A 21,220-nucleotide genomic window follows, 5' to 3' on the forward strand; every position below is an offset into this window, starting at 1 on the left:
CCACGGGCCGTGGCTGTTGGTGGAGGCCGACGTGGTGCGCGGGCGCACCCTGACCTCGTTCCCCAGCATCCGCACCGACATCCGCAACGCCGGAGGCAATGTGGTGGAGGAGGAAGTGGTCACCGACCACGGCGTCACCACCAGCCGCAACCCGGACGACCTGCCCGCGTTCTGCGAGCGGATCGTTCGGGAGTTCGCCGCCTGAGCCGTCCCCGGACCCGGCTTGGGCCCGGCCGGATCCGTACACGGCCGAGGGGCCGCGAACCGCGTGTGCGGTTCGCGGCCCCTCGGGGACTGCGGGTGGTGGGGTCACTCCGACTCGGGCTCGTCCGGGTGGCGTCGCAGGTGGATGACGGCCGCGATGAGGCCACCCCAGAGCACGGTGATGGAGATGACCATCATGACGATGGCGCTGGTGGACATCAGCGGTCCTCTTCCTTGTCGAAGGGCGGGATGGTCGCTTCGTTGGGCGCGGCCTCGTTGGGCGCCTCCAGCTGGCCCGCGGCGGCGTCCTCGTCGTCCGCGATGCGCTCAGCGTCCTGTCGGGCGATGACGTCGGCGCGCTTCCACGGGAAGCAGGACATGACGACGCCGAAGACGATGGCGCCGATGGCCACGCCCCAACCGGCGGCGAGCAGGTACCCGGTGGGGTAGCCACCGTAGTTGGTGGTCAGCTCGGTGCGCAGGCTGTCCCACATCATGATGCCGAGCAGGACCGGGGTGATGCCGCCCAGGGTCACGCGCCACCACAGGCCCAGGTGGATGCTGGAGACCGAGTTGACGTGTGCCTGGAACAGGGGCAGCTTGCGCACGCCCCACGCGACGAAGATGACCAGCACCAGACCGGCCAGCGCGATGCCGTACTGGTTGATGAAGTGGTCGAAGACGTCCAGGAAGTGCAGGCCCTCCGGGGTCGGGAAGAGCAGGATCGAGGCGAGCGCGGTCGCGCCGCCGACCAGCAGCACGGTCTGGGTGCGGCCCAGTCCGGTACGGTCCTGCACGGCCGAGACGATCACCTGGACGATGCTGATCAGCGAGGTGAGTCCGGCGATGACCAGGCATCCGAAGAACAGCACGCCGAAGAGCGAACCGCCGAAGGGCAGGCTGGAGATGATCTGCGGGAAGGCGATGAAGGCCAGTCCGATGCCGGAGGTGGCGACCTCGTCCACGGCCGTTCCGGCCGCGGTGGCCATGAAGCCGAGGGCGGCGAACACGCCGATACCGGCCAGGAGCTCGAAGGAGCTGTTGGCGAAGCCCGCGACCATGGCCGAGCCGGTCAGGTCGGACTTGCGTCGCAGGTAGGAGGCGTAGGTGACCATGATGCCGAAGCCGATGGACAGCGAGAAGAACACGTGTCCGTAGGCGGCGATCCACACCTTGCCGGTGAGCATCGCGTCCCAGTCGGGCGTGAAGAAGGCGTTGAGGCCGGTGACCGCGCCGTCGAGGGTGAGCGCCTGGACGACAAGGAGGCAGAACAGGACCACCAGTAGCGGGATGGTGATCTTGTTGAGGATCTCGATGCCGCGCCGGACCCCGATGATCAGGACCGCCAGGGTCACGAACCAGACGGCGACCAGAGGCCAGGCCACCCCGGAGACGAACCCGGAGACCACACCGGGTTCGGGGCTCATCTGGAGGAAGTCGTTGAAGAAGAAGCTGTCGGGGTCGTCCCCCCAGGCCTGGTTGACGGAGAACCACGTGAAGCGGATGGCCCAGGCGATGATCACGGCGTAGTAGACGGCGACCACGAAGCAGATGGCCACCTGCCACCAGCCGATGACCTCGGCCGGGCGGTAGATGCGCCGGTAGGACAGCGGGGCCGAGGAACGGTACCGGTGTCCGATGCCGTACTCGAGGATGAGCAGCGGGATACCCGCCGTCAGCATCGCGATCAGGTAGGGCAGGAGGAACGCCCCGCCCCCGTTCTCGTAGGCGACGTAGGGGAATCGCCAGATGTTGCCGAGTCCGATGGCCGATCCGATCGCGGCCATCAGGAATCCCGCGCGCGTCCCCCACTGCTCGCGAGGCTGTTGCCCCATGTTCAGGTCTCCTAAATCATCCCGTAGTTCGCGACCCGCACGGTAGCAGGATTTGGGTCTTTGGGCATTGTTGGGGCAGGTCCGAGCGCTGGATGTCGTGATCGGCTCCGTGTTTGGTGCCGGATCGTCCAGGGTTGGCGAGGCGCTCCCGGGCAAGCCCCGCTTACCCGCCACGTTCAGAGCCCCTCACCTCGGGGGTGGGGGGCTCCGGTTCAGGCGTCGCGGTGCCGGGGACGCGGGCGCAGCCGTGCGTTGGGCAGGTCCGGGGCCGGGAGGGCGGTGCCGTGGTCGGCGCGCACCGGCTCGAACCGGAAGCCCTCGTCCCGGTCGTCGCCTTCGCGCTGGTCCTCCCAGTCGGTGCGGGCGCGCACGATGTCGTCGTGGTCGCGGCCGACGAAGTTCCACCACATGACGAGGTCCTCGGTGAAGGGTTCGCCGCCGATGAGGAGCAGGTGGGTGCGTTCTTCGGCGTGGAACTCGACGGTGTCGCGTCCGGTGCCCAGGTAGAGCAGGGAGCCGGGGACCACGCGGTGGCCGTGGGCGTGGACGGGGGCGTCCAGGGGCAGCAGGCCGTGTTCGAACGCGGCCTGGACGGGGAGGGTGACGGTTCGTCCCGCCTCGATGACGATCTCGGCGCCGACCAGGGGTGTGTGGGTGCGCGCGGGTGAGCGGTGGCCGTGGAGTTCGCCCATGATCACGGTGACCCCGGCGCCGGGCAGGGAGAATCCGGTCAGGTCGGCGTGGTGTTCGAAGTGTGCGGGGCCCTCGCGGTCGTGTTCGGGCAGGGCCACCCACAGCTGTGCTCCCTGGAGCAGGTCGGGGGCCTGCTCGGGGGTGCGTTCGGAGTGGGCGATGCCGTTCCCGGCGGTCATGAGGTTGAGCTGTCCGGGGCGGACGAGCTGGTCCGAGCCGAGGCCGTCGAGGTGGTGGACGGTGCCCTGGACCAGCCAGCTCACGGTCTGCAACCCGATGTGGGGGTGGGGTGGTACCTGCATGCCGGGGCCGGTGCTGACGTCGGCGGGTCCGTAGACGTCGGCGAAGCACCAGGCGCCGACCATGCGGCGGTTCCTGCCCGGCAGGGCGCGGTGGACGAGCATGGCGCGGGGTCCGCCGAGGGGGACCTCACGGGGTTCGAGGAGTTCGGTGTCGGGTTCGGGGCCGGTGCGGTCGGCCTCGCACACGCGTTGTTCGGTGGGGTGGGGTTCGACGTTGCTCACCCGGTTGACGCTAGTCCAGCCGGGGGCGTGCGCGCACGTGGGCAGGGGTGTGGCGTGGGAGGCGGGTGGGTCTTGTGGGAGCTAGACGGGGAGTTAGCGGGTATGGGTGGGGGACGGGGTCCGTTCTCGGGTTCTCACGCGTGTCCTTCCGGGAGGAAACATGACCCATGTTCCCGACGAGGTCGCTCCCGGTGTCCACCGGGTCGGTGACGCGCTCGTGAACTTCTACCTGGTGGAGACCGGGGAGGGGTTGGTGATGGTGGACGCCGGGCTGCCCGCGCACAGCGGTCGGTTCCTGGACGCGGTCGCCTGGGTGGGGGGACGCCTGCGGGCGGTGGTGCTCACCCACGCCCATCCGGACCACACGGGGTTGGCCGAGCGGGCCCGCGACAAGGCGGGCGCCCGGGTGTGGGTGCACGAGGCCGACGCGCCGATCCTGGCGGACGGCCCCACCAGTTCGGTGGTCCACGCCCGTCCCGAACGGCCGTTGCTGCCCTACCTGGCCAGGTACCCCGCCGCCGTTCAGGCACTCCTGCGGTTGGGGCACGGCGGGGCCTTCACGGCGGACCGGGTGAGCGAGTTCTCTGTGTTCGGCGACCACGAGGTCCTGGAGGAGGTGCCGGGCCGCCCCAGGGTGGTGCCCGCTCCGGGGCACACCCCGGGCAGTGTCCTGGTGGTCTTCGAGGATCGGGGGGTCGCGTTCACCGGTGACGCGCTGGTCACCATCGACCCCAGCACGGGGAGTGAGGGCCCCCGGGTGGTGAGCCGGATGTCCACGCACGACAGCGCCCGGGCGCTGGAGTCGTTGGAGGGTCTGGCCACGTTGCCGGAGGGGAGTCTGTTGTTGCCCGGGCACGGTGCCCCCTTCACCGAGGGTCCCCGTGTGGCGATGATCCGCGCCCGTGCCACGGGGGTGCGTTGAGCGGAGGCGACCCGCTTCCGGTTGACGAGGGCCTGGTCGGAGTGCGTGTCCGGTTTCCCTGGGCGGTGGGACAATGCGACCCATGTCCGTACGTGAACTCGTGGTCCTGGGGACCTCCAGCGCGGTGCCCACCCGTCGGCGCAACCACAACGGCTACTTCCTGCGCTGGGGCGACCAGGGGGTGCTGTTCGACCCGGGGGAGGGCACCCAGCGGCAGATGCGTCTGGCCGGGTTGGCCGCCAGCGACATCACCCGGGTCTGCGTGACGCACTTCCACGGGGACCACAGCCTGGGGCTGCCCGGTGTCATCCAGCGCATCGCCCGGGACCGGGTTCCGCACACGGTGCGGGTGGCCTACCCGGGCGCCGGTGAGGAGTACTGGCGGCGGCTGCGGCACGCCACGTCCTTCCGTGACACCGAGGTGGTCGTCCCCCAGCCGGTGGGCGGTTCCGGTTCCTGTGTGGTGGGCCCGGACGAGCCGTTCACGGTCACGGCCCTGCCGCTGCGGCACTCGATGCCCGCCTACGGGTACCGGCTGACCGAGCCCGACGGGTGGCGGATGCTGCCCGAGCGACTGCGGCACTTCGGGGTGAGCGGCCCGGCCGTGTCGCGGCTCCTGCGGGAGGGTTCGTTGGAGCTGGAGGGCGGCCGTGTGGTGCAGCTGTCGGACTGTGCGGTGCCCCGCCCCGGCCAGGTGTTCGCGTTCGTGATGGACACCGGTGTGTGCGAGCAGGCGGTGGAGTTGGCCCAGGGCGCGGACATGCTGGTCATCGAGTCGACGTACCTGGACTCCGAGGAGCACCTGGCCGAGGCGTACGGACACCTGACGGCGCGTCAGGCTGGCCGGATCGCGGCTCGGTCGGGGGTGCGTCTGCTGGTGTTGACCCACCTGTCGGAGCGCTACGAGGAGGCCGACGAGGCTCTCTTCACGGCCCAGGCGGGTGAGGAGTTCGACGGGCGGGTGGTGCTGGCCGCCGATCTGGATCGTATCGGCATGCCCGCCCGGCGCTGATCCGCGTGGGCGGTTGGTCCGTCGGGCGAGACGAGGAAGCGGCGGCCCCGCCGGAGCGGGCGGAGCCCGCGGCATGGTCGGTGGGTTCTCAGCGCTGGTCCAGGGCGCGTTCCTGTTCGGGAGCGGCCGGACCTCCTTCGGTGTCGGGGGTCGGTGCGCTCGGCACGGCCGTCTGGGCGATGAAGGCGCCGGTCACGATGACCACGGCGCCGATGACCTGTACGAGGGTGAGCGCCTCGCCCAGGAGTACCCAGGCGAGCACGATCGCGGTGACCACCTCCAGGTAGGCCACACCCCCAGCGACCTGCGGGGACAGGCGTCGGATCGCCGACACCCCGGCGAAGTAGGCGATGGCGGTGCACACCAGGCCCAGCCACAGAACCAGGGCCCAGCCCGGCAGGGAGAGGGAGCCCAGCGGGACCGGGTCGGCGAGCAGGCCCCACGGCAGGGTCCAGGGCTGGGCGAGCACCCCCAGCAGGGCGGTGGCGATCAGCGCGCCGAAGGCGATCACCGCCAGGGGGTCGGTGTCCTCTCCCATGGCGTCCCCGAGCAGGAAGAAGGCGGCCTGCGCGGCGGCCGCGCCCAGGGCCAGGCCCACGCCGATGGCGTCCAGGCGCATCCCCGCCCAGATCTCCAGGAGCAGTCCGAGCCCGGCCACGGCGAGGACGACCCCCACCACGGCGGCGGGGGAGACCCGGTTGCGGCGCACCACCCGCACCCACAGCAGCACCAGCACCGGGCCGAGGAACTCCAGCAGCAGCGCGATCCCCACCGGGATGCGGGCGACGGCAGCGAAGTACAGGGCCTGCACCCCGGCCATGGGGAAGACGCCGTAGGCCAGGACGAGCAGCGGCCTGCGCTGGGCGACGCGCCAGTGCCGCAGGGCGACGGGCAGCAGGATGAGCGCCGCCCCGGCCACCCGCAGCCAGGTGACGTGCAGCGGGTCCATGCCCGCGTCCAGCAGGGGTCGGGCGAAGACCCCCGAACCACCGAAGGCCAGTGCGGAGGCGAGCGCGAAGGCGAGCCCCGAGGGGCGGTGGCGGGCGGTATGGGCGGACACGGGGACGCTCCAGGGGATGGTGGGGAGATGGGATCTCGTCGAGCATAGGTGTCCGGCTCCGGGACGGTCCCTCCGACCTGGGTGGAGTCCCTTCCGGGGCGTTCGCGCGTCCGGTCCGCAGCGTGGCTAGGGGGCCGGGGTGAGGTCCAGTTGGGCCCAGGCCACGTCGTGCCAGGCGTCGTGCTTGTGGCCCACCCGGCGCATGATCCCCACGTCCTCGAAGCCCATGGTCCGGTGCAGACCCAGACTGGCGTCGTTGGGCAGGGTCATGCAGGCGATGGCCGTGTGCATCCCGCGTGCGGCCAGGCGTGGCATCAGTGCGGAGTACAGGGCCCGTCCCGCTCCTCGGCGACGGCGTCCGTGTTCGAGGTAGACGCTGACCTCGCAGGTCCGTCGGTAGGCGGCGCGGGTGCGGAAGGTGCCGCCGTAGGCGTAGCCGAGCACGCCCTCCTCGTCCTCCATGACGATCCACGCGTGGTGGCGCTGGGCCTCGGTGATGCGTCGGGCCATCTCCTCCTCCGAGGGAGGGTCGAGTTCGAAGGTGATGGAGGTGTCGGTGACGTAGGGGGCGTAGATGGCCGCGCACGCCGCCGCGTCGGTGACGGTGGCGTCGCGGATGCTGTCGTGCGTGAGCAGGGCGTCCATAGTTGAAGATGATAGGCGAAGGTGTCCACTATGGTGAACGCATGAGCGACCCACTCGGACCCGCCCTCGCCACGACCCTCCAGGCCCTGCGCCGCGACCGCGGACTCAGCGGTGCCGCCCTGGCCGACCTGTCCGGGGTGTCCCGGGCCATGATCAGCCGGATCGAGAACGGCGACGCCCAGCCCACCGCCGCTCTGCTGGGCCGCCTGTCCGGTGCCCTCGGCCTGACCCTGTCCGAACTCATCGCCCAGGCCGAACAGGGTGACCGCCGTCTCGCGCGCCGGGACGAGCAGCCCCTGTGGACCGACCCCGAGACCGGGTACCGTCGGCGCGCGGTCTCGCCCACCTCAGGGGGGTCGCTCGAACTGGTCGAGGTGGAACTCCCTCCGGGTGGCCGGGTGCCCTACCCCGAGGAGGTGTTCGCCTTCACCCACCACCAGATCTGGGTGCTGGAGGGCGCGCTCGCCTTCCGTGAGGGCGCGACCGAACACCTGTTGGAACGGGGGGACTGCCTCCAACTCGGAGCGCCCGCCCCCTGCGAGTACCGGAACCAGACGGGGCGTCCCTGCCGCTACCTGGTGGCGGTGACCCGCCGGGGCTAGGTGACCGGGTCGGTCAGAGCGGCGAGGAGGACGGGGCGCTGGTCGCGCAGCCAACCGGAGCGGCGGACCCTGAGCCGCTCCCACGAGGCCCAGCCGCCCACCCGTTCCACGGTGCGCACGAACAGGGGATTGCCCTGGTCGAACATGTCCTTGACGAAGTCCCGGGAGACCTCGTTGTACTGCTCGACCGCCTCGGGAAGGGACCTCCGGTCGGCGTCGGACATGCCGTAGGCGTCGGCGAGCAGGCGGATCCGGTGCGGGGTGCGCGCCCCGGCGAACTCCGTGCGGGCGAGGGCCTCCGGGGGCAGGGTGGGGCCCAGGTAGAAGGCGAGGGCGGCCAGGTCCCAGACGGGACGGCCCGGGGCGGCGAGGTCGAAGTCGATCAGGGCGACGGCCTCGCCGTCACGAAAGACCAGGTTTTCGAGACAGGGGTCGTTGTGGCACAGCAGGGTGCCGCCCTCGGGGTCGCTCAGGGCGCTGGGCCAGGCCACGGCGGTGTCGAGGGGCACGTGCTCGGCGGCGTCGTGGTAGCGGCGCAGGAGGCGGGCGCAGGTGCTCACCACACTGTCGGCGCGGGACCAGGCAGGGAAGGGCGGGAGGGCCACGTCGCCCTCGACGAAGGTCAGCTCCTCGGTCCCGGGACCGTTCCCTCCCTCAGCCGGGTACAGGGCCAGCGGCCGCGGTGCCCCCGTGAACCCGCGGTCGGCCAGGGCCGTGAGGAAGCCGTGCAGGGCGGGGGCGTGCGGCACGGCCCCGCGCACGACGCGATCACCCCTCCGGACGACCGTGTTCATCATGCCGCCGCTCAGTGGTTGGTCCTGTTCGTGCTCTCCGGTGCTCAGGTCCGGCCTCCGTTTCTCGAAACGTCCCGTGGAGCGGGTGCTCCCGTCGCGCCCCACCGGTGACCAACCTAGTGTCGGGCCGCTGTTCGAACGCGGGGAAACACGGAAGGGACCGCGAGGCCCGTGCCGCGCCGCCGTTCACCCCAGGAGAGGAAACTCCTCAGCCATGCGAAGGACCGCCGCAACGGCTACGGCGAGAACGACAAGAGCTCCCGTCGCAACAGCGCCCGCAACACGCGCCGGCAGGTGTGGGTGCCCCGGCGGCGCGCGTCCGAGGCCCTGGCGGTCACGAGGGGCGGTCTCGACCCGGAGTCCGGAGCCGAGGCCCGGAGCGGGTGGAGGGCCGCGCTCCCGCGGAACGCCACGTGTGGTCCCAGTGGCGGGACCGGACCCTGGCCGAGTACGTGCTCGGGAAGCTGGGCGAGCGCGTGGAGGCCGAGGGGGAGGACAGTGCCGATTCCGGACGACTGGAGCGGGTCCGGCGCGTGCACGCGTGGGCGCGCCGCAGGGACCCGGCCAGCTGACGGGTCGGTCGCGCTCACCCCAGTTCGGGCAGGGGGACGGGGACCGAGCCCTGTTCGAGGGAACGGGCTCCGGCCACCCCCACCAGGGAGGCCGCGACCGCCTCGTGCACCCCGGTGACCGGTGGCGCACCCTGTTCCACGGTGGCGCGGAAGGCCTGGAGCAGCAGCACCGTGCCCTCCGCGCTCCGCTCCACGGGTTCGCCGTCCAAAGACAGCTCCGGGGGAACGCGCACCTCCTCCCGGGCGCGGCCGTCGACCTGGGTCCACCCCTCGGTACGCACCCGCACGGACCAGGCCTGGTCGCCCCGGGCCCGGACCGACTCGGCCAGACCCCTTTCGCCGCGCACCGACACCCAGCTCCAGTGGCTGTCGGACTCCCCTTGCAGGAACCCGTTGCGGGTGAGGGCCAGCGCCCCGGTGGACAGGCGCACCGCCATGACACTGGCCTGGCGGGGCGCGGTGGTGTCGGCCGTGAAGGCCGTCACCTCCACGGGGAGTGCGCCGGTCAGGGCCAGGATCGGGGAGAGGGAGTGGGTGCAGTAGGCCGTGGAGGCGATGGTGCCCCGCCAGTGGCCCGGGTCCCCGATGAGACTGTTGACGTCCTGGGGCGACATGCCGTGCAGGTAGTCGGCCTCAATGTGGGTGACACGGCCGATCTCGGGCAGGGCCTCGCGGATCAGGCGCACGTGCGGCAGCAGTACGTAGTTCTCAGCCAGGGAGTAGGTGGCGCTGGAGCGGTCGGCCGCCTCGACGAGTCTGCGGCCCTGTTCCTCGTCGGCGCACGCGGCCGTCTCGGACAGCACGTGCACGCCCCGGTCGAGGAAAGCGATCGCCGGGGGTGCGTGGGCGTGGAAGTCGTTGGCCAGGATCACGCCGTCCAGGCCCATGTCCAGCAGGTCGCGCCAGTCGCTCACCCGCCGTGCGTCGGGCAGGGCCGCACCGGCCCTGGCCAGCACGGCCGGAGCGCGGTCGCACACCGCCTCGACCCTGATCCCGAGCCGCTCACACCAAGCCGCCAGGTGTGAGCCCATCCCCAGTCCCACCACTCCTACGCGCATGGGGCGATCATGGCGGTCTGCCGCAGGGGCCGCAAGCGATGTGCGCGTGGCTCCGGAGATCGGCCACGAATCGTCGTCCCGGGATGGTGGGACGGTCCGCATGAGCCTGACACTCACCGACTTCCTGGCGCCTCTGGTCCGACGCTGACAGCGTGGGGATGGGGGCTGGCCGCCGCGTTACCCCCGCGACGGAGGCCGACGGCGCCCTGCATGTGCGGTTCGAGCGGCCGAGGAGATGGGCGGATCGGATCGTCCTCGACATGATCGCCCACGCCACCGGGACCGGGCCCGGGCACCGTCGGCGCGGGCTGGGGTCGGTGGTGATGCGGCCAGGAGGGGAGCGGTCAAAGAAGGGCGGAACCGGACGTGTAACGTCGTTGGGAGCCCCGAAAGTGGCCGAATCACCGATCGCGTTGACGTCCCCCAGGGCGCTGACCCGCGAGGGGCGCCAGCGCCGAAGGGACCCGAAACACACATGACCTCTGTCAGCGACTCCGAACTGGCGAACCACCACCCGGGCGTGCGTTCGGCGTTCCAGCACGTGGCCCGGCGCAACCCGGACGAGCCCGAGTTCCAGCAGGCGGTCCTGGAGGTGCTGGAGACCCTCTCGCCCGCGCTGTCGAGCCACCCGGAGTACGTCGACCAACGTGTGCTGGAGCGTCTGTGCGAGCCCGAGCGGCAGATCATCTTCCGCGTCCCGTGGCGTGACGACCAGGGTCGGGTACACGTCAACCGTGGATTCCGGGTGGAGTTCAACAGCGCCCTGGGCCCGTACAAGGGCGGTCTGCGTTTCCACCCCAGCGTGAACCTGGGCGTCATCAAGTTCCTGGGGTTCGAGCAGATCTTCAAGAACGCGCTCACCGGCATGGGGATCGGCGGAGGCAAGGGCGGCAGCGACTTCGACCCCAAGGGTCGCTCCAACGCGGAGATCGAGCGGTTCTGTCAGTCGTTCATGACCGAGCTCCACCGCCACCTGGGCGAGTACACCGACATCCCCGCTGGTGACATCGGTGTCGGTACCCGCGAGATCGGCTACATGTTCGGGCAGTACCGGCGGCTGAGCAACCGCTGGGAGGCCGGGGTCATCACCGGCAAGGGCCTGGACTGGGGTGGTTCGGCGGTCCGTACCGAGGCCACGGGGTACGGAACGGTGATGTTCACCGAGCGGATGCTGGAGCGGGCCGGGAAGGGCCTTGCGGGGCGCCGCGTGGTGGTGTCGGGTTCGGGCAACGTGGCGATCTACGCGGTGAAGAAGGCCCAGCAGCTGGGTGCCACCGTGGTGGCCTGCTCGGACTCCAGCGGCTACGTGGTGGACGAGAAGGGCATCGACCTCGACCTGCTCCGGGAGGTCAAGGAGGTCGAGCGCGCGCGGATCAGCGCCTACGCCGACCGGCGCGGTGGCGCGACGTTCGTCGAGGGCGGCAGCGTGTGGGACGTGCCGTGTGAGGTGGCGCTGCCCTCGGCCACCCAGAACGAGCTCGACGTCAAGGGCGCCAGGGCGCTGGTTGGCAACGGCGTGCTGGCGGTGGCGGAGGGCGCGAACATGCCCACCACCCCCGAGGCGGCCAAGGTGTTCCGGCAGGCCGGTGTGCTGTTCGCCCCGGGCAAGGCCGCCAACGCGGGCGGTGTGGCCACCAGCGTGTTGGAGATGCGCCAGAACGCCCGGCGGACCTCGTGGTCCTTCGAGCACGCCGAGTCGGAGCTGGCCGAGACCATGGCCGGCATCCACGACCGCTGCGAGGAGGCGGCCGTGCGGCACGGCGCCAAGGGCGACTACGTGCTGGGCGCCAACGTCGCCGGGTTCGAGATGGTCGCCGACGCGATGCTGGCCCAGGGCCTCATCTAGTCGGACGTGATCGAAGGGGGCGGGCCGGGACCTGAGCAGGTCCCGGCCCGCCCCCTTCAGCGGTGTGGTCCCCCGTTCCCGGTGTCGAGAACGGGGGTCCGTCTCCGGTCAGGCGTTGGTGGACTTCGCGGGTCGGTAGGTCAGTCGGCGCAGCAGGACCTCCGCCGGGCCGCGCCGCCCGGCGCGTTCCATGGCAGCCGCACCGGCCACGGTGAGGGCCCAGGTGAGCACCGCCAGCAGAGCGGCCGACCAGCTCGACAGGTGCGCGCCCAGTCCCAGGCCCCAGGCGGCCAGGACCGGTCCCCACACCACGGACTGCGCCATGTACCCGCTCATCGACCTGCGGCCCAGAGCGCCCAGCCACCGCACCGGCGCGGACGTGGCCGCCGCGCGCCCGCTCATCCAGTGCGCCAGCAGTCCGAAGAGGGCCGCGTACCCGACGCCGGTGAAGATCCCGGCGTAGAAGTGCAGGCCGGTCAGCGCCGTCACCGGGGCGATCTCGGCGACGCCGGTGTGCTGGAGGGCCAGGACGGCGCCGGTGGTCCATCCCGCGGCGATGCCCCACAGGGCGAGCCGCCGCAGCAGCACGAGGTGTCGGCTGGGCTCGTCCAGGATCCGGTGCCGCGCGGCGAGCACACCCATGAGGAAGGCGGTGGGCAGTGCCACCGTCGCGATCCCCGCGACCAGCTGGAACGACCAGGTGACGAACCGTGTCGCCGCGGCGGCCAGGTAGGACTCCTCCGCGATGCTGGCGCGCTGCATGTCGGCGGCCACGGCCGTGCCCGCGTCGGCCGGGACCAGCATCCCCGCCAGGGTGATCAGGGCGCCCAGACCCAGCAGGATCCCGATCCAGACCTTGAGGGTGCGATCCGAGCGCCCGAAGAACAGCGGCACCATGATCAGGCCGATCAGCCCGTAGACCCCGATGATGTCGCCCTGCCACAGCAACAGGGCGTGTACCGCGCCGAACGCGAGCATCCACAGGTGGCGTCGTCGCAGGAGGCGCCGGGCCTGGACGGGACTGGTTCCCTTGGACGTCTGGCGCGCGTACATCTGGCCGATGCCGTAGGCGAACAGGAACCCGAACATCGTGTGGACCCGCGCGTCCACCACGATGAGGGTCAGTGCCTGGGCGATCCGGTCGGCCAGGCCGCCCTCCACCGGGTGCAGGCCCACCGATCCCGCCTGCGCCGTGTAGAGGAAGTACGGGGTGTGCGCCAGGGCGATGAGCAGGAGCATCATCCCCCGCGCGATGTCGGGTGCCAGGGAGCGTTCGGACAGTGGGGTCGAGCGGACCGGCCCTCCGGAGGGGGTCGGCACATGATCAGGGGTGCGGGTGGTCATGTCGTCCTTTCAGTGGGGGAGGTTCAGTTGCCCGCGTCGTCGAGCCAGGAGTAGCGCAGGCGAAGCGCGCGCTCGGCGCTGCCCAGGGCGGCGCCGACGCCGAGCGTGATGTTGAGCCAGAGCGGCAGCAGGACGGGGGAGGTGAACGTGCCGGTCACGTCGTTGACCGGCGGGATCTGCGAGAGGGGTTCGAGGGCCTGGAGCAGGTTCAGGCCGAGCCCGACCACGAGCAGGGCGATCGAGACGGCGCCGATCCAGCGGCTCAGGGCCGGGTGTTCGCGGTCGAGGCGGGCGCGTCTTCCCTCGGCTGAGCGGGGGTCCGGAACGAGTTGCCGGTCCGCTCCGTCGTCGGGGACGTGGTGGCAGCGCCTGAGCCCGAAGGAGCTCATGGCGACCTCGACGTGTCCGCCGGGGACGGGGAACGCCGCGGGCATCCTGGAGTGGGCGTGCCGTGTGCCGTCGAGGTACAGGTCGGCCCTGACCTCCCCGTCCTCCTTTCCGCCCCAGTGGCGGACGTCGACCGAGTAGAGCGCGGTGCGACCGTCGTCCTGGTGAAGGGGCAGGTGGAAGAGGGAGCGGCTGAACAGCTGCCACCAGCGGAACCGCTTGAGGTGAGGGCCGTCTCCGACCTTGACGCGGCGTGCCGCGCGTTGGCGGCGCCACTGGTCGAGCATGTCCGTCCTCCGTCTCTCACCGAGCCACTTCCAACACAGCGTGTTGGCGACACGAAAGAGACTAACACACTGTGCTAGTACGGTGTACTAGTAGGATGGGGGCAGGAGGTACCGATGACCGAAGCAGGCGACGCGAGGCAGAGCTCGCGCGACAGGATCCTCATCGCGGCGGCGACGATGGTGAGTGAGAACCCGGCCGAGCGGCCGAGCGTGCGGGCGGTGGCGACCAGGGCCGGGGTGAGCACCGGCTCGCTGCGGCACCACTTCCCCACGCAGCGCGCCCTGATGGACGCGGTGCTCGCGGGCATCTACGCGCACATCGCCCCGGGCGAGCCCATCCACGACACGGCACTGCCGGCGCGGGAGCGCCTGGTCGACTGCCTACGGCAGATCCTCGCGCACGCCGGGACCGGCCGCGAGGCGAGGAAGGCCCTGCGCAGGACCTACGAGACCTTCATCGCCCCCGAACCGACAGAGGAGGCGCGTAGGACCTACCTGGTCGTCGAAGGGCAGATGCAGCACCGTGTCGAGCACTGGCTCTCCGTGCTCGTCGAGGAGGGCGCGCTCACCGAGGGCGACAACGCCAGGCGCGCGAAGTTCCTGCTCACCGTGGTCAACGGCGTCACGCTGGAAAGGGCACTGCCCGGCACGGAGTCCCTGCTGGAGTCCGAGGCCGCCACCCTGTTCGCCGCGGTCGACAGTGTCCTGGGCGGCTGCGTGTAGGAGGGGGCTCGGGGCCGGACACCCCGTGGGGTCGGGGCCGGGCGCTGGACGGACTCGTCAGCGACCGACCCCGACCGGATCACCACAGGTGGTGGACCTGGGGGCGGATCAGCTGGTCGTAGACCTCACGGACCTGCTCATGGGTCTTGGCGTCCAACGGGGGCAGCTCCGCGGCGGCCGCGTTGCCCCGGGCCTGGTCGGCGTCGCGCGCGCCGGGGATGACCACGCTCACCCCGTCCTGGTCCAGGATCCAGCGCAGCGCGAACTGGGCCATGGTGACCCCCTCGGGAACCAGGGGGCGCAGACGCTCCACCGCTTCCAGGCCGGTCTCGTACTCGACGCCGGAGAAGGTCTCGCCGCGGTCGAAGGCCTCGCCCCCGCGGTTGAAGCTGCGGTGGTCGTCCTCCCCGAAACTGCTCGCGGCGGTGAACTTGCCCGACAACAGGCCGCTGGCGAGGGGGACCCGCGTGATGATCCCGACCCCGGCCTCCCTGGCCGCGGGCAGGACCCTCTCCAGGGGCTTGTGGCGGAAGGCGTTGAGGATGATCTGCACGCTGGCCACGTTCGGCCGGGCGATGGCGGCCAGGGCCTGGTCACAGGTCTCCACCGAGACCCCGTAGGCGCGCATGCGCCCCTCGTCGACCATGGCGTCCAGGTCGTCGAAGACGGCGTCGCTCTCGATGACGGCCGAGGGCGGGCAGTGCAGTTGGACCAGGTCGACGGTGTCCACGCCCAGGTTGCGGCGGGAGTCGTCGTTCCAGGCCCGGAAGTTCCCCGAGTTGTAGTGGGCGGGGTCCTGGGCCATCCGGCGACCCATTTTGGTGGCCACGGTCAGGTGGGGGTGGTCCTTGAGCAGCTTGCCGACCAGCCGTTCGCTGCGCCCGTCGCCGTAGACGTCGGCGGTGTCGACGAAGGTGACCCCCTCCTCCACCGCCGTGTGCAGGGCGTTCATGGCGTCGGCCTCGCTGACCTCTCCCCAGCCGGAGCCGATCTGCCAGGCGCCGAATCCGACGACGCCGACCTGGGCGACGGTACCGAGTTCACGTGTGTCCATGGCCGTGATCCTAAGTCCTCTGGAATCGCTCCCACTCGGGGCTTTGGACCCGGGACGGCCGGTGTCGGACCCGAATTCCGCCCTCATGGCCCGGATTGCACCCCTGGGCGGCGCGAACCGGTCAGTCCAGACCGAGTGCGCCGCGCACCATGGCCTCGGTGAGGGTGCGTACGGAGGCCCGGTCGAGCAGTTCCTCGGGCCGCGTGGTGAGGGTGAACAGCGCACCCCCGTACAGGGTGATCAGAGTGGAGACCGCCGTCTCCGAGGCCAGTGTGCCCAGGTCCTCGTGCAGCCGGGCGGTGCTGGCCAGCGCGGTGTCCGAGAGCCCGGCGAGGACGGCGGCCAGGGCGGGGCGGCGGCGCGCCTCGAGTTGGAGTTCGAGGATCGCCAGGTAGCGACCGCGCAGGGTGGTCACCGCGGTCCAGAGCGAGTCCGTGAGCAGGTCCACGAGCGTGCGGACGACGGCTTCCGGAGGGAGCTCGGCGGAGCCGTGGTCCTCGACGGCGTCGTTGGTGGCCCTCGCCGCCTCGTCCAGGTGGAGTTCCACGATCCGCTCGGCAGCGGTGACGAGGAGACCCTCCCGGCTGCGGAAGTAGTTGGTGGCCGTCCCGGCGGGCACCCCGGCGCGCGTCTCCACGGCTCGGTGGGTGAGTCCGTGCGCCCCCCGCTCCGCCAGGAGCGCGATGGCCGCGTCGGCCAGGGCTCGGCGACGGTGCTGGTTGGGGCGGGGCATGGGGCGATTATAGGGCCGAGATCCATACCACTACCATCGTATTGAACAGGGGGTGCCGCACGCGCCGCCCGAGATGTGGAAGCTGGGAGAGCCATGCGTGAACGCACAGCGGTCGTCGTCGGCGGTGGACTCGCCGGACTGGCTTCGGCGGTGGGACTGGCCCGGTCGGGCTGGCACACCCGGATACTGGAGCGCCGCCCGGCGACGGGCGAGGTGGGCGCCGGTCTGGCCCTGCCTCGCAACGGCGTCGCCGCCCTGAACACCCTGGGGATCGAGGAGGAGGTCGTCGACCAGGCGGGCCTCCGCACGCTGGCCACGGGGTTCGTGGACACCCTCGGACGCCGGATCCTGACCCTTCCCGACACCGACCCCCGGGTGCGGCGGGCCACGACCATCTGGGGGTTCCACCGCCAGGCACTGCACGCCCTGCTGCACAGGGCCGCGCTCCGGGAGGGCGTGGAACTGGTGGACGGCGCCCGGGTGACGCACGTGTCCGCGGGGCGGCCCGGAGGTGAGCCCGCCGTGGTCCGCTGGCAGCGGGACGACGGCGAGCACGAGACCGAGGCCGGTCTGGTGGTGGGTGCGGACGGCATGTGGAGCGCCGTGCGCGGATCACTCCACCCGGGTGTGAGCCCCAGGTACAGCGGCAGCACCAGCTGGCGCGCCCTGCTGCCCGTGAGCGCTCTGGAGGGGACGGGGCTGGACGGTCGCCTCGTGGAGTACTGGGGGCCCGGTGCGGAGTTCGGGGTGATGCGGGTCAGCGCGGACCAGGTGTACTGGTACGGGTACGTGCGCCAACCCGAGCGGACCGTCTTCGACGACGAGCTCGCCACCGCCCGGGCCTACTTCGCGGACTGGGCTCCCGAGGTGGTCGCCCTGATCTCCGCGACCACCCCCGACCAGCTCATGCGGCACGACGTCCACCACCTGCCGGACGGCCCGGAGCGCTACGACCGGGGACGCGTGGTGCTGGTCGGGGACGCCGCCCACGGCGCCCTGCCCACGATGGGACAGGGCGCCGCCACCGCGATGGAGGACGGCGCCACCCTGGGCCGGCTGGCGGGGCCTGCCCACGAGGGCGACCTGGGGCGGGCCCTGGCGGAGTTCGACGCCCTCCGTCGCCCCCGGTGCCAGGCCATCGCCAAGCAGGCCCGTCTCATCGCCCGCGTGGGCGCCGACCTGGGCGGTGGGTGGCGCCAGGGGCTGCGCAACGCGGCCTTCCGGCTGATCCCCGCGAGCAGACTGGTCGTTATGGCCAGGGGAGCCGTGGAGTGGACCCCGCCCGAACCCCTGGCCCCCGCCTGAGGCCTTCGACGGCTCGCCTCGTCACACTCCGGGTCGCTCCACCTGTGTGTCGGTCCAGGGCTCCTCTCCGTCCTCGGGGGAGAGCGGTATCGACGACGGAGGCGATCACGTCCGCGACGAAAGGCGTGTCGCCGCCTGGGCACCACGTTGCATGGGGCGCTGGTGGCCCCGGAGGACCACGACTCCGGACCGCGCATGACACGCGATCCTGATCGTCCCGGGCCCCCGCGCGACCGGAGGTCGCTCAGGGGGCCGGGGATACCGGGTGACGGTCCGGATGACCGGGGTGGACGGGACGCGATCAAATGCGTTGCCAAGAGGACGGTCTCTGCCTAGTGTCGCGACTCATGACTGATCCCCGCATCGACCCGCCCTACGTCGCCGACGAGCGCGCCATGCTCGAGAACTGGTTGGAGTGGCACCGGGAGACCCTCGCCGTCAAGTGCCAGGGCCTCACCGACGACCAGCTGCGCGTACGTTCCACCCCGCCCTCACCGATGTCCCTGCTGGGGCTGGTGAGGCACATGGCCTACGTGGAACACATGTGGTTCCGCGTGGTCCTCGCGGGGGAGGACTACCATTCGCCGATCAAGCGCCCCGGAGACCGGGACGGCGACTTCCTGAACGTCGGCTCCGCCTCGGTCGAGGAGTCCTTCGCGGTGTGGCGCTCCGAGATCGACAACGCCCGGAAGGCGTCGGCGGGCCTGTCCCTCGACGCCGTCGGCAGGAACCAGCGGCACGGCGAGGACTGCTCGCTCCGGTGGATTCTGGTGCACATGATCGAGGAGTACGCCCGGCACAACGGCCACGCCGACCTCATCCGTGAGCGCGTCGACGGGGTCACCGGGGAGTAGCCCGAGGTACCGCGGGAGCCGGAGCGTGACCCCGGCGGATCCGCACGCGAGCCCCCGCAACCGCCTGAAGCCGGACCGACCGCCACCACGGCGGACGGTGCCGGACCCGCGGGACACCCGGTCAGGCTCGGGAAACCGCCGGCGAGCCGCGGGCGCGGGCCCCCAGAAGGGCCCGGGAACCCGCGTCGGACTCAGCCCGGCGTCGTCGTGCTCCCCTGTAATCCCCGCGTCGTCGCCGCCTCCGGGCCCCGCGCCACCTCGCCCTGGGCGTCGGAGAGGACCTTGCCGTGCTCGGAGCTGACGACCGCCGCCAGCCGGCGGCGGCGCCCACGAGGGGCCCGCCGAGCGGACCGGTGACCTCCACGATCCGGCGTCCGGCGCGGTCCTCGGCTGAGGACCGCCGCGCGGGTCAGGAGGGGGACTTGGACAGGTCCTTGACCACGGTGCGGTCGGGCACGAAGCGGACCAGGCGGGCGTCGTCGGCGTAGTACCGGAAGTCCGGGTGCCAGGTGCTTTCGTTGTCGCCCAGGTACCTGCGGAGCTTGCGTCTGCTGAGAGCGGGGTCGAAGGGCACCACCTCCGCTTCCCCGCGCATGATCACCTGGAGGAACTCCTGCCGCTCCAGGTCACAGGTGTCCACCACCACGGCTGTGCGCGGGTCCCTCTCCAGGTGCCGTGCCATGACCGCGTACTCCCCGGTGATCCACCACAGCACTCCCTTCTCCCAGAGGAACCAGACCGGCCGGACGGTGGGTGCTCCGGAGGCGTTGACGGTGGCCACGCGGGCCACCAGGGGCTGGGACAGGAAGGCATCGACGTCGAAGGGCGCTGGCGGCTGAGGGGTGTCCGGCATGCCTCCAGACTAGGGTTCGTTCGGGCGTCGCGACAGTGCGGGCGTTCGCCTGTGGACAACCGGCCTCGGGGTCAGAGGTTCTCGGCGTGGCTGACCTGGACGGTGTGGGTCACCCATCCCCGGTCGGTCTGCTGGTGCAGCAGGAACGCGGTGGGTTCGGGCACAAAGCCGCACGGGTCGTCGCTGTTCCTCTTGAGGGCGCTCTGCCGGTGCGTGCTGGGGGCGGTGGTGAGGACACTCCCCCCGAAGCCGGTGGTGGTCTGCCGGTGGACGTGTCCCGCCAGCACACGGGCGACGTTCGGGTGGCCGGCCACCACCTCCTCCAGCTCGGCGCCGTCGTCCAGCCGCATGCCGTCCAGGAACGGGATGCCGAGGGGAACCGGCGGGTGGTGTACGCACACGAGGGCCGAAACGTCGGGGCGCCGGCCCAGGACCGAGTCCAGCCAGTCCAGCTGCTCGGCGCCCAGCAGCCCTCCGGGGGCGCCGGGGACGAGGGAGTCCAGGACCACCATGGTGACCTCGGGGTACTCCACGAGGTAGTGGGCGCTCGAGCCCCCGCCGAGGTGGGCGCTGCCCCCGAAGGCGGTGAGCAGGTTCTCGCGGTCGTCGTGGTTGCCCGTCACCAGCAGCAGGGGAAGCGGGAAACCGTCGATGACCTCGTGGAGTGCCGCGTACTCCTCGGGGCTGCCGTGCTCGGCCAGGTCACCCGAGACGACCACGCAGGTCGGGAGCGGGTCCAGGGCCAGCACCCGGCTGAGCGCCTGGCTCAGCCCGACCGCCGGTTCGGCCGCGCGGCCGTCCGCGGTCAGGTGTGGGTCGCTCAGGTGGGCGACGGAGGTGGAGGGAGGACCGAAAAAAGGGGTCATGACGGACACAGTGCCCGAGTCGGGGGTGCTCGGGCAACAGGGTTCGCGGGCCTCAACCAGCCAGACCGGGCGGGTCGACGTCGAAGGGTGTGGCTCGCCACTGGTCGACGGCCGGGTTCAGGAACTCGGCCAGCACGGGCAGCTTCGGGACGAGTTCGAGGGCGGCGATGACCCGCAGGGCCCCAACCGCGTTCACGAAGGCCAGCACGTCCCCGTCGAGCTCGCGCAGGCCGTGGCGGCGGGCACCTCGGTCGTAGGCGGCCTCCAGTTCGGGGCCGAGCGCGGCCAGGTCCCACTCCACGGGCCCCAGCGAGACCAGTTCGAAGTCGGCGTAACGGTCCCCGTCCAGGGCGGCGAAGATGTTGGCGGGCGGGGAGTCGCCGTGGATCGGCTGGAGATCGACCCCCGGGAACGCGCGCTCGAACTCCTCGCGCGAACTGGCGATCGGCTCCAGGAACCCCCACTCGCGGCGTGCCCGCTCCAGGTCCCGCGCGGAGATGAGGTCGGGGCTGGCCTCCAGACGTTCGAGGCTGGCGGAGAGGGAGGCCGGTTCGGCGGCACCCAGGAACTCCAGCCTCCCCGGGTAGTCACGCATGGCCGCGTGCAGCGAGGGGACGCTCTCGGCGTTGGCGACATAGTCGGGTTCCCCGTCGCGCCTCTCCTCCACGTACTCCCAGAACGTGATCGAGAACCCGTCACGCTGTACCGGCTCACACGGCACCAGCGGGCTGGGGGCGAGAACAGGCGTCCCCTGGTCGGACAGCCACCGGGTGACGTCCAGTTCCGCGCGCTGCCGAGCGGTCACCGAGTCCAGGGGCGCCGAGTCCGGCAGGACCGTGGGGAGGCGGGCCACGACCGGTGAGGGCGCGAGGTGGACGACCACGGAGAACAGGTCGTGCAGCACGCGCGGGTCGGTCACGGTGAGCCCGAGTTCGCGTCCGGCCCCCACGGCGGCACTCACGGCGGATGCGGTTCGTCGGGCCAGCTGTTCGGCGGAGAGGAATGCGGTCACGGGCCGATCCTTCCACGTCGGGGGAGGACTGCGCT

Annotated in this window: 22 protein-coding genes and 1 pseudogene (1 of these 23 running past the window's edge); 9 read left to right on the plus strand and 14 right to left on the minus strand. The window is 71.6% G+C overall.

Annotation, left to right across the window (positions count from 1 at the left end):
* Positions 1-205: pseudogene (locus D452_RS27790) on the plus strand (type 1 glutamine amidotransferase domain-containing protein); it begins 310 nt to the left of the window's first position.
* Between the two features lie 104 nt (positions 206-309).
* Here D452_RS27790 and D452_RS29455 read toward each other — a convergent pair.
* The 3 genes from D452_RS29455 to D452_RS0105980 form a co-directional block, all read right to left on the minus strand.
* Entirely contained in the window at positions 310-423 is a 114-nt protein-coding gene (locus tag D452_RS29455) for a methionine/alanine import family NSS transporter small subunit (protein ID WP_017543234.1), read from the minus strand.
* Entirely contained in the window at positions 423-2,039 is a 1,617-nt protein-coding gene (locus tag D452_RS0105975) for a sodium-dependent transporter (protein ID WP_051061251.1), read from the minus strand. Before D452_RS0105975 ends, D452_RS29455 begins: the two co-directional genes overlap by 1 nt.
* 212 nt (positions 2,040-2,251) lie before the next feature.
* Positions 2,252-3,256 (minus strand): pirin family protein, encoded by a 1,005-nt coding sequence (locus tag D452_RS0105980; protein WP_017543236.1) that lies wholly within the window; start codon positions 3,254-3,256, stop codon positions 2,252-2,254.
* 160 nt (positions 3,257-3,416) lie between these two features.
* Here D452_RS0105980 and D452_RS0105985 point away from each other — a divergent pair, with 160 nt between their 5' ends.
* Together D452_RS0105985 and D452_RS0105990 are read left to right on the plus strand one after the other, a co-directional pair.
* Complete coding sequence (locus D452_RS0105985; protein ID WP_017543237.1) at positions 3,417-4,178, plus strand: MBL fold metallo-hydrolase; 762 nt, start codon at positions 3,417-3,419, stop codon at positions 4,176-4,178.
* A gap of 82 nt (positions 4,179-4,260) precedes the next feature.
* A complete protein-coding gene (locus tag D452_RS0105990) occupies positions 4,261-5,190 on the plus strand; it encodes a ribonuclease Z (RefSeq protein ID WP_017543238.1) in 930 nt (309 codons plus the stop codon).
* Between the two features lie 88 nt (positions 5,191-5,278).
* Here the strand turns inward: D452_RS0105990 and D452_RS0105995 are convergent, their stop codons facing one another.
* Together D452_RS0105995 and D452_RS0106000 are read right to left on the minus strand one after the other, a co-directional pair.
* Complete coding sequence (locus D452_RS0105995; RefSeq protein ID WP_017543239.1) at positions 5,279-6,250, minus strand: EamA family transporter; 972 nt, start codon at positions 6,248-6,250, stop codon at positions 5,279-5,281.
* Positions 6,251-6,376: 126 nt separating this feature from the next.
* Positions 6,377-6,895, minus strand: a complete 519-nt coding sequence (locus D452_RS0106000; RefSeq protein WP_017543240.1) for a GNAT family N-acetyltransferase — start codon at positions 6,893-6,895, stop codon at positions 6,377-6,379.
* A gap of 41 nt (positions 6,896-6,936) precedes the next feature.
* Between D452_RS0106000 and D452_RS0106005 the strand changes: the two genes are divergently transcribed.
* Complete coding sequence (locus tag D452_RS0106005) at positions 6,937-7,497, plus strand: helix-turn-helix domain-containing protein (protein ID WP_017543241.1); 561 nt, start codon at positions 6,937-6,939, stop codon at positions 7,495-7,497.
* Here D452_RS0106005 and D452_RS0106010 read toward each other — a convergent pair.
* Complete coding sequence (locus tag D452_RS0106010) at positions 7,494-8,294, minus strand: phosphotransferase (RefSeq protein WP_152498530.1); 801 nt, start codon at positions 8,292-8,294, stop codon at positions 7,494-7,496. The two genes, D452_RS0106005 and D452_RS0106010, sit on opposite strands and share 4 nt — an antisense overlap.
* A gap of 410 nt (positions 8,295-8,704) precedes the next feature.
* On the opposite strand from D452_RS0106010, the gene D452_RS30825 reads away from it, so the two are divergent.
* Positions 8,705-8,863 (plus strand): hypothetical protein, encoded by a 159-nt coding sequence (locus D452_RS30825; RefSeq protein WP_169336554.1) that lies wholly within the window; start codon positions 8,705-8,707, stop codon positions 8,861-8,863.
* A gap of 14 nt (positions 8,864-8,877) precedes the next feature.
* Here D452_RS30825 and D452_RS0106020 read toward each other — a convergent pair whose 3' ends face one another.
* Positions 8,878-9,921 carry a Gfo/Idh/MocA family protein gene (locus D452_RS0106020; protein WP_026129013.1) on the minus strand — a complete coding sequence of 348 codons (1,044 nt, stop codon included), beginning with the start codon at positions 9,919-9,921 and terminating at the stop codon, positions 8,878-8,880.
* A 475-nt stretch (positions 9,922-10,396) separates the two neighbouring features.
* Here D452_RS0106020 and gdhA point away from each other — a divergent pair, with 475 nt between their 5' ends.
* On the plus strand, positions 10,397-11,767 hold the full coding sequence (gene gdhA / locus D452_RS0106025; RefSeq protein WP_017543245.1) for an NADP-specific glutamate dehydrogenase: 1,371 nt from the start codon (positions 10,397-10,399) through the stop codon (positions 11,765-11,767).
* Positions 11,768-11,875: 108 nt separating this feature from the next.
* On the opposite strand, the gene D452_RS0106030 is transcribed toward gdhA, so the two are convergent.
* Positions 11,876-13,111: a DUF418 domain-containing protein gene (locus D452_RS0106030; protein WP_040693215.1), complete on the minus strand. Its 1,236-nt coding sequence runs from the start codon at positions 13,109-13,111 to the stop codon at positions 11,876-11,878.
* A 23-nt stretch (positions 13,112-13,134) separates the two neighbouring features.
* Complete coding sequence (locus tag D452_RS0106035; RefSeq protein ID WP_017543247.1) at positions 13,135-13,785, minus strand: hypothetical protein; 651 nt, start codon at positions 13,783-13,785, stop codon at positions 13,135-13,137.
* Positions 13,786-13,899: 114 nt separating this feature from the next.
* Here D452_RS0106035 and D452_RS0106040 point away from each other — a divergent pair, with 114 nt between their 5' ends.
* The gene (locus tag D452_RS0106040) at positions 13,900-14,508 is read left to right on the plus strand and encodes a TetR/AcrR family transcriptional regulator (RefSeq protein WP_017543248.1); all 609 of its coding nucleotides are present in this window, start codon (positions 13,900-13,902) and stop codon (positions 14,506-14,508) included.
* A 79-nt stretch (positions 14,509-14,587) separates the two neighbouring features.
* On the opposite strand, the gene D452_RS0106045 is transcribed toward D452_RS0106040, so the two are convergent.
* Both D452_RS0106045 and D452_RS0106050 read right to left on the minus strand, forming a co-directional pair.
* On the minus strand, positions 14,588-15,562 hold the full coding sequence (locus D452_RS0106045; RefSeq protein ID WP_017543249.1) for an aldo/keto reductase: 975 nt from the start codon (positions 15,560-15,562) through the stop codon (positions 14,588-14,590).
* Between the two features lie 121 nt (positions 15,563-15,683).
* Positions 15,684-16,295, minus strand: coding sequence for a TetR/AcrR family transcriptional regulator (locus tag D452_RS0106050; RefSeq protein ID WP_017543250.1), 612 nt, complete (start codon positions 16,293-16,295; stop codon positions 15,684-15,686).
* 93 nt (positions 16,296-16,388) lie between these two features.
* Here D452_RS0106050 and D452_RS0106055 point away from each other — a divergent pair, with 93 nt between their 5' ends.
* Together D452_RS0106055 and D452_RS0106060 are read left to right on the plus strand one after the other, a co-directional pair.
* The gene (locus D452_RS0106055; RefSeq protein ID WP_017543251.1) at positions 16,389-17,600 is read left to right on the plus strand and encodes an FAD-dependent monooxygenase; all 1,212 of its coding nucleotides are present in this window, start codon (positions 16,389-16,391) and stop codon (positions 17,598-17,600) included.
* Between the two features lie 347 nt (positions 17,601-17,947).
* Positions 17,948-18,454 carry a DinB family protein gene (locus D452_RS0106060; RefSeq protein ID WP_017543252.1) on the plus strand — a complete coding sequence of 169 codons (507 nt, stop codon included), beginning with the start codon at positions 17,948-17,950 and terminating at the stop codon, positions 18,452-18,454.
* Positions 18,455-18,863: 409 nt separating this feature from the next.
* Here D452_RS0106060 and D452_RS0106065 read toward each other — a convergent pair whose 3' ends face one another.
* The 3 genes from D452_RS0106065 to D452_RS0106075 all read right to left on the minus strand — a co-directional run bounded on the left by D452_RS0106065 (position 18,864) and on the right by D452_RS0106075 (position 21,185).
* Positions 18,864-19,307, minus strand: coding sequence for a pyridoxamine 5'-phosphate oxidase family protein (locus D452_RS0106065; RefSeq protein ID WP_017543253.1), 444 nt, complete (start codon positions 19,305-19,307; stop codon positions 18,864-18,866).
* 71 nt (positions 19,308-19,378) lie between these two features.
* Positions 19,379-20,173: a phosphodiesterase gene (locus D452_RS0106070; RefSeq protein ID WP_026129014.1), complete on the minus strand. Its 795-nt coding sequence runs from the start codon at positions 20,171-20,173 to the stop codon at positions 19,379-19,381.
* 52 nt (positions 20,174-20,225) lie between these two features.
* On the minus strand, positions 20,226-21,185 hold the full coding sequence (locus D452_RS0106075; RefSeq protein WP_017543255.1) for a phosphotransferase family protein: 960 nt from the start codon (positions 21,183-21,185) through the stop codon (positions 20,226-20,228).
* Between the last annotated feature and the right edge of the window lie 35 nt (positions 21,186-21,220).

The sequence above is a fragment of the Nocardiopsis prasina DSM 43845 genome, from assembly GCF_000341265.1.
Lineage (GTDB): Bacteria > Actinomycetota > Actinomycetes > Streptosporangiales > Streptosporangiaceae > Nocardiopsis > Nocardiopsis prasina.

Bases quoted from the DNA above. Each gene is read 5' to 3' on its own strand.
- D452_RS29455 (WP_017543234.1), bottom strand. From the start codon at position 423: ATGTCCACCAGCGCCATCGTCATGATGGTCATCTCCATCACCGTGCTC.
- D452_RS0105975 (WP_051061251.1), bottom strand. From the start codon at position 2,039: ATGGGGCAACAGCCTCGCGAGCAGTGGGGGACGCGCGCGGGATTCCTG.
- D452_RS0105985 (WP_017543237.1), top strand. From the start codon at position 3,417: ATGACCCATGTTCCCGACGAGGTCGCTCCCGGTGTCCACCGGGTCGGT.
- D452_RS0105990 (WP_017543238.1), top strand. From the start codon at position 4,261: ATGTCCGTACGTGAACTCGTGGTCCTGGGGACCTCCAGCGCGGTGCCC.
- D452_RS0106000 (WP_017543240.1), bottom strand. From the start codon at position 6,895: ATGGACGCCCTGCTCACGCACGACAGCATCCGCGACGCCACCGTCACC.
- D452_RS0106005 (WP_017543241.1), top strand. From the start codon at position 6,937: ATGAGCGACCCACTCGGACCCGCCCTCGCCACGACCCTCCAGGCCCTG.
- D452_RS0106010 (WP_152498530.1), bottom strand. From the start codon at position 8,294: ATGATGAACACGGTCGTCCGGAGGGGTGATCGCGTCGTGCGCGGGGCC.
- D452_RS0106020 (WP_026129013.1), bottom strand. From the start codon at position 9,921: ATGCGCGTAGGAGTGGTGGGACTGGGGATGGGCTCACACCTGGCGGCT.
- gdhA (WP_017543245.1), top strand. From the start codon at position 10,397: ATGACCTCTGTCAGCGACTCCGAACTGGCGAACCACCACCCGGGCGTG.
- D452_RS0106030 (WP_040693215.1), bottom strand. From the start codon at position 13,111: ATGACCACCCGCACCCCTGATCATGTGCCGACCCCCTCCGGAGGGCCG.
- D452_RS0106035 (WP_017543247.1), bottom strand. From the start codon at position 13,785: ATGCTCGACCAGTGGCGCCGCCAACGCGCGGCACGCCGCGTCAAGGTC.
- D452_RS0106040 (WP_017543248.1), top strand. From the start codon at position 13,900: ATGACCGAAGCAGGCGACGCGAGGCAGAGCTCGCGCGACAGGATCCTC.
- D452_RS0106045 (WP_017543249.1), bottom strand. From the start codon at position 15,562: ATGGACACACGTGAACTCGGTACCGTCGCCCAGGTCGGCGTCGTCGGA.
- D452_RS0106050 (WP_017543250.1), bottom strand. From the start codon at position 16,295: ATGCCCCGCCCCAACCAGCACCGTCGCCGAGCCCTGGCCGACGCGGCC.
- D452_RS0106055 (WP_017543251.1), top strand. From the start codon at position 16,389: ATGCGTGAACGCACAGCGGTCGTCGTCGGCGGTGGACTCGCCGGACTG.
- D452_RS0106060 (WP_017543252.1), top strand. From the start codon at position 17,948: ATGACTGATCCCCGCATCGACCCGCCCTACGTCGCCGACGAGCGCGCC.
- D452_RS0106065 (WP_017543253.1), bottom strand. From the start codon at position 19,307: ATGCCGGACACCCCTCAGCCGCCAGCGCCCTTCGACGTCGATGCCTTC.
- D452_RS0106070 (WP_026129014.1), bottom strand. From the start codon at position 20,173: ATGACCCCTTTTTTCGGTCCTCCCTCCACCTCCGTCGCCCACCTGAGC.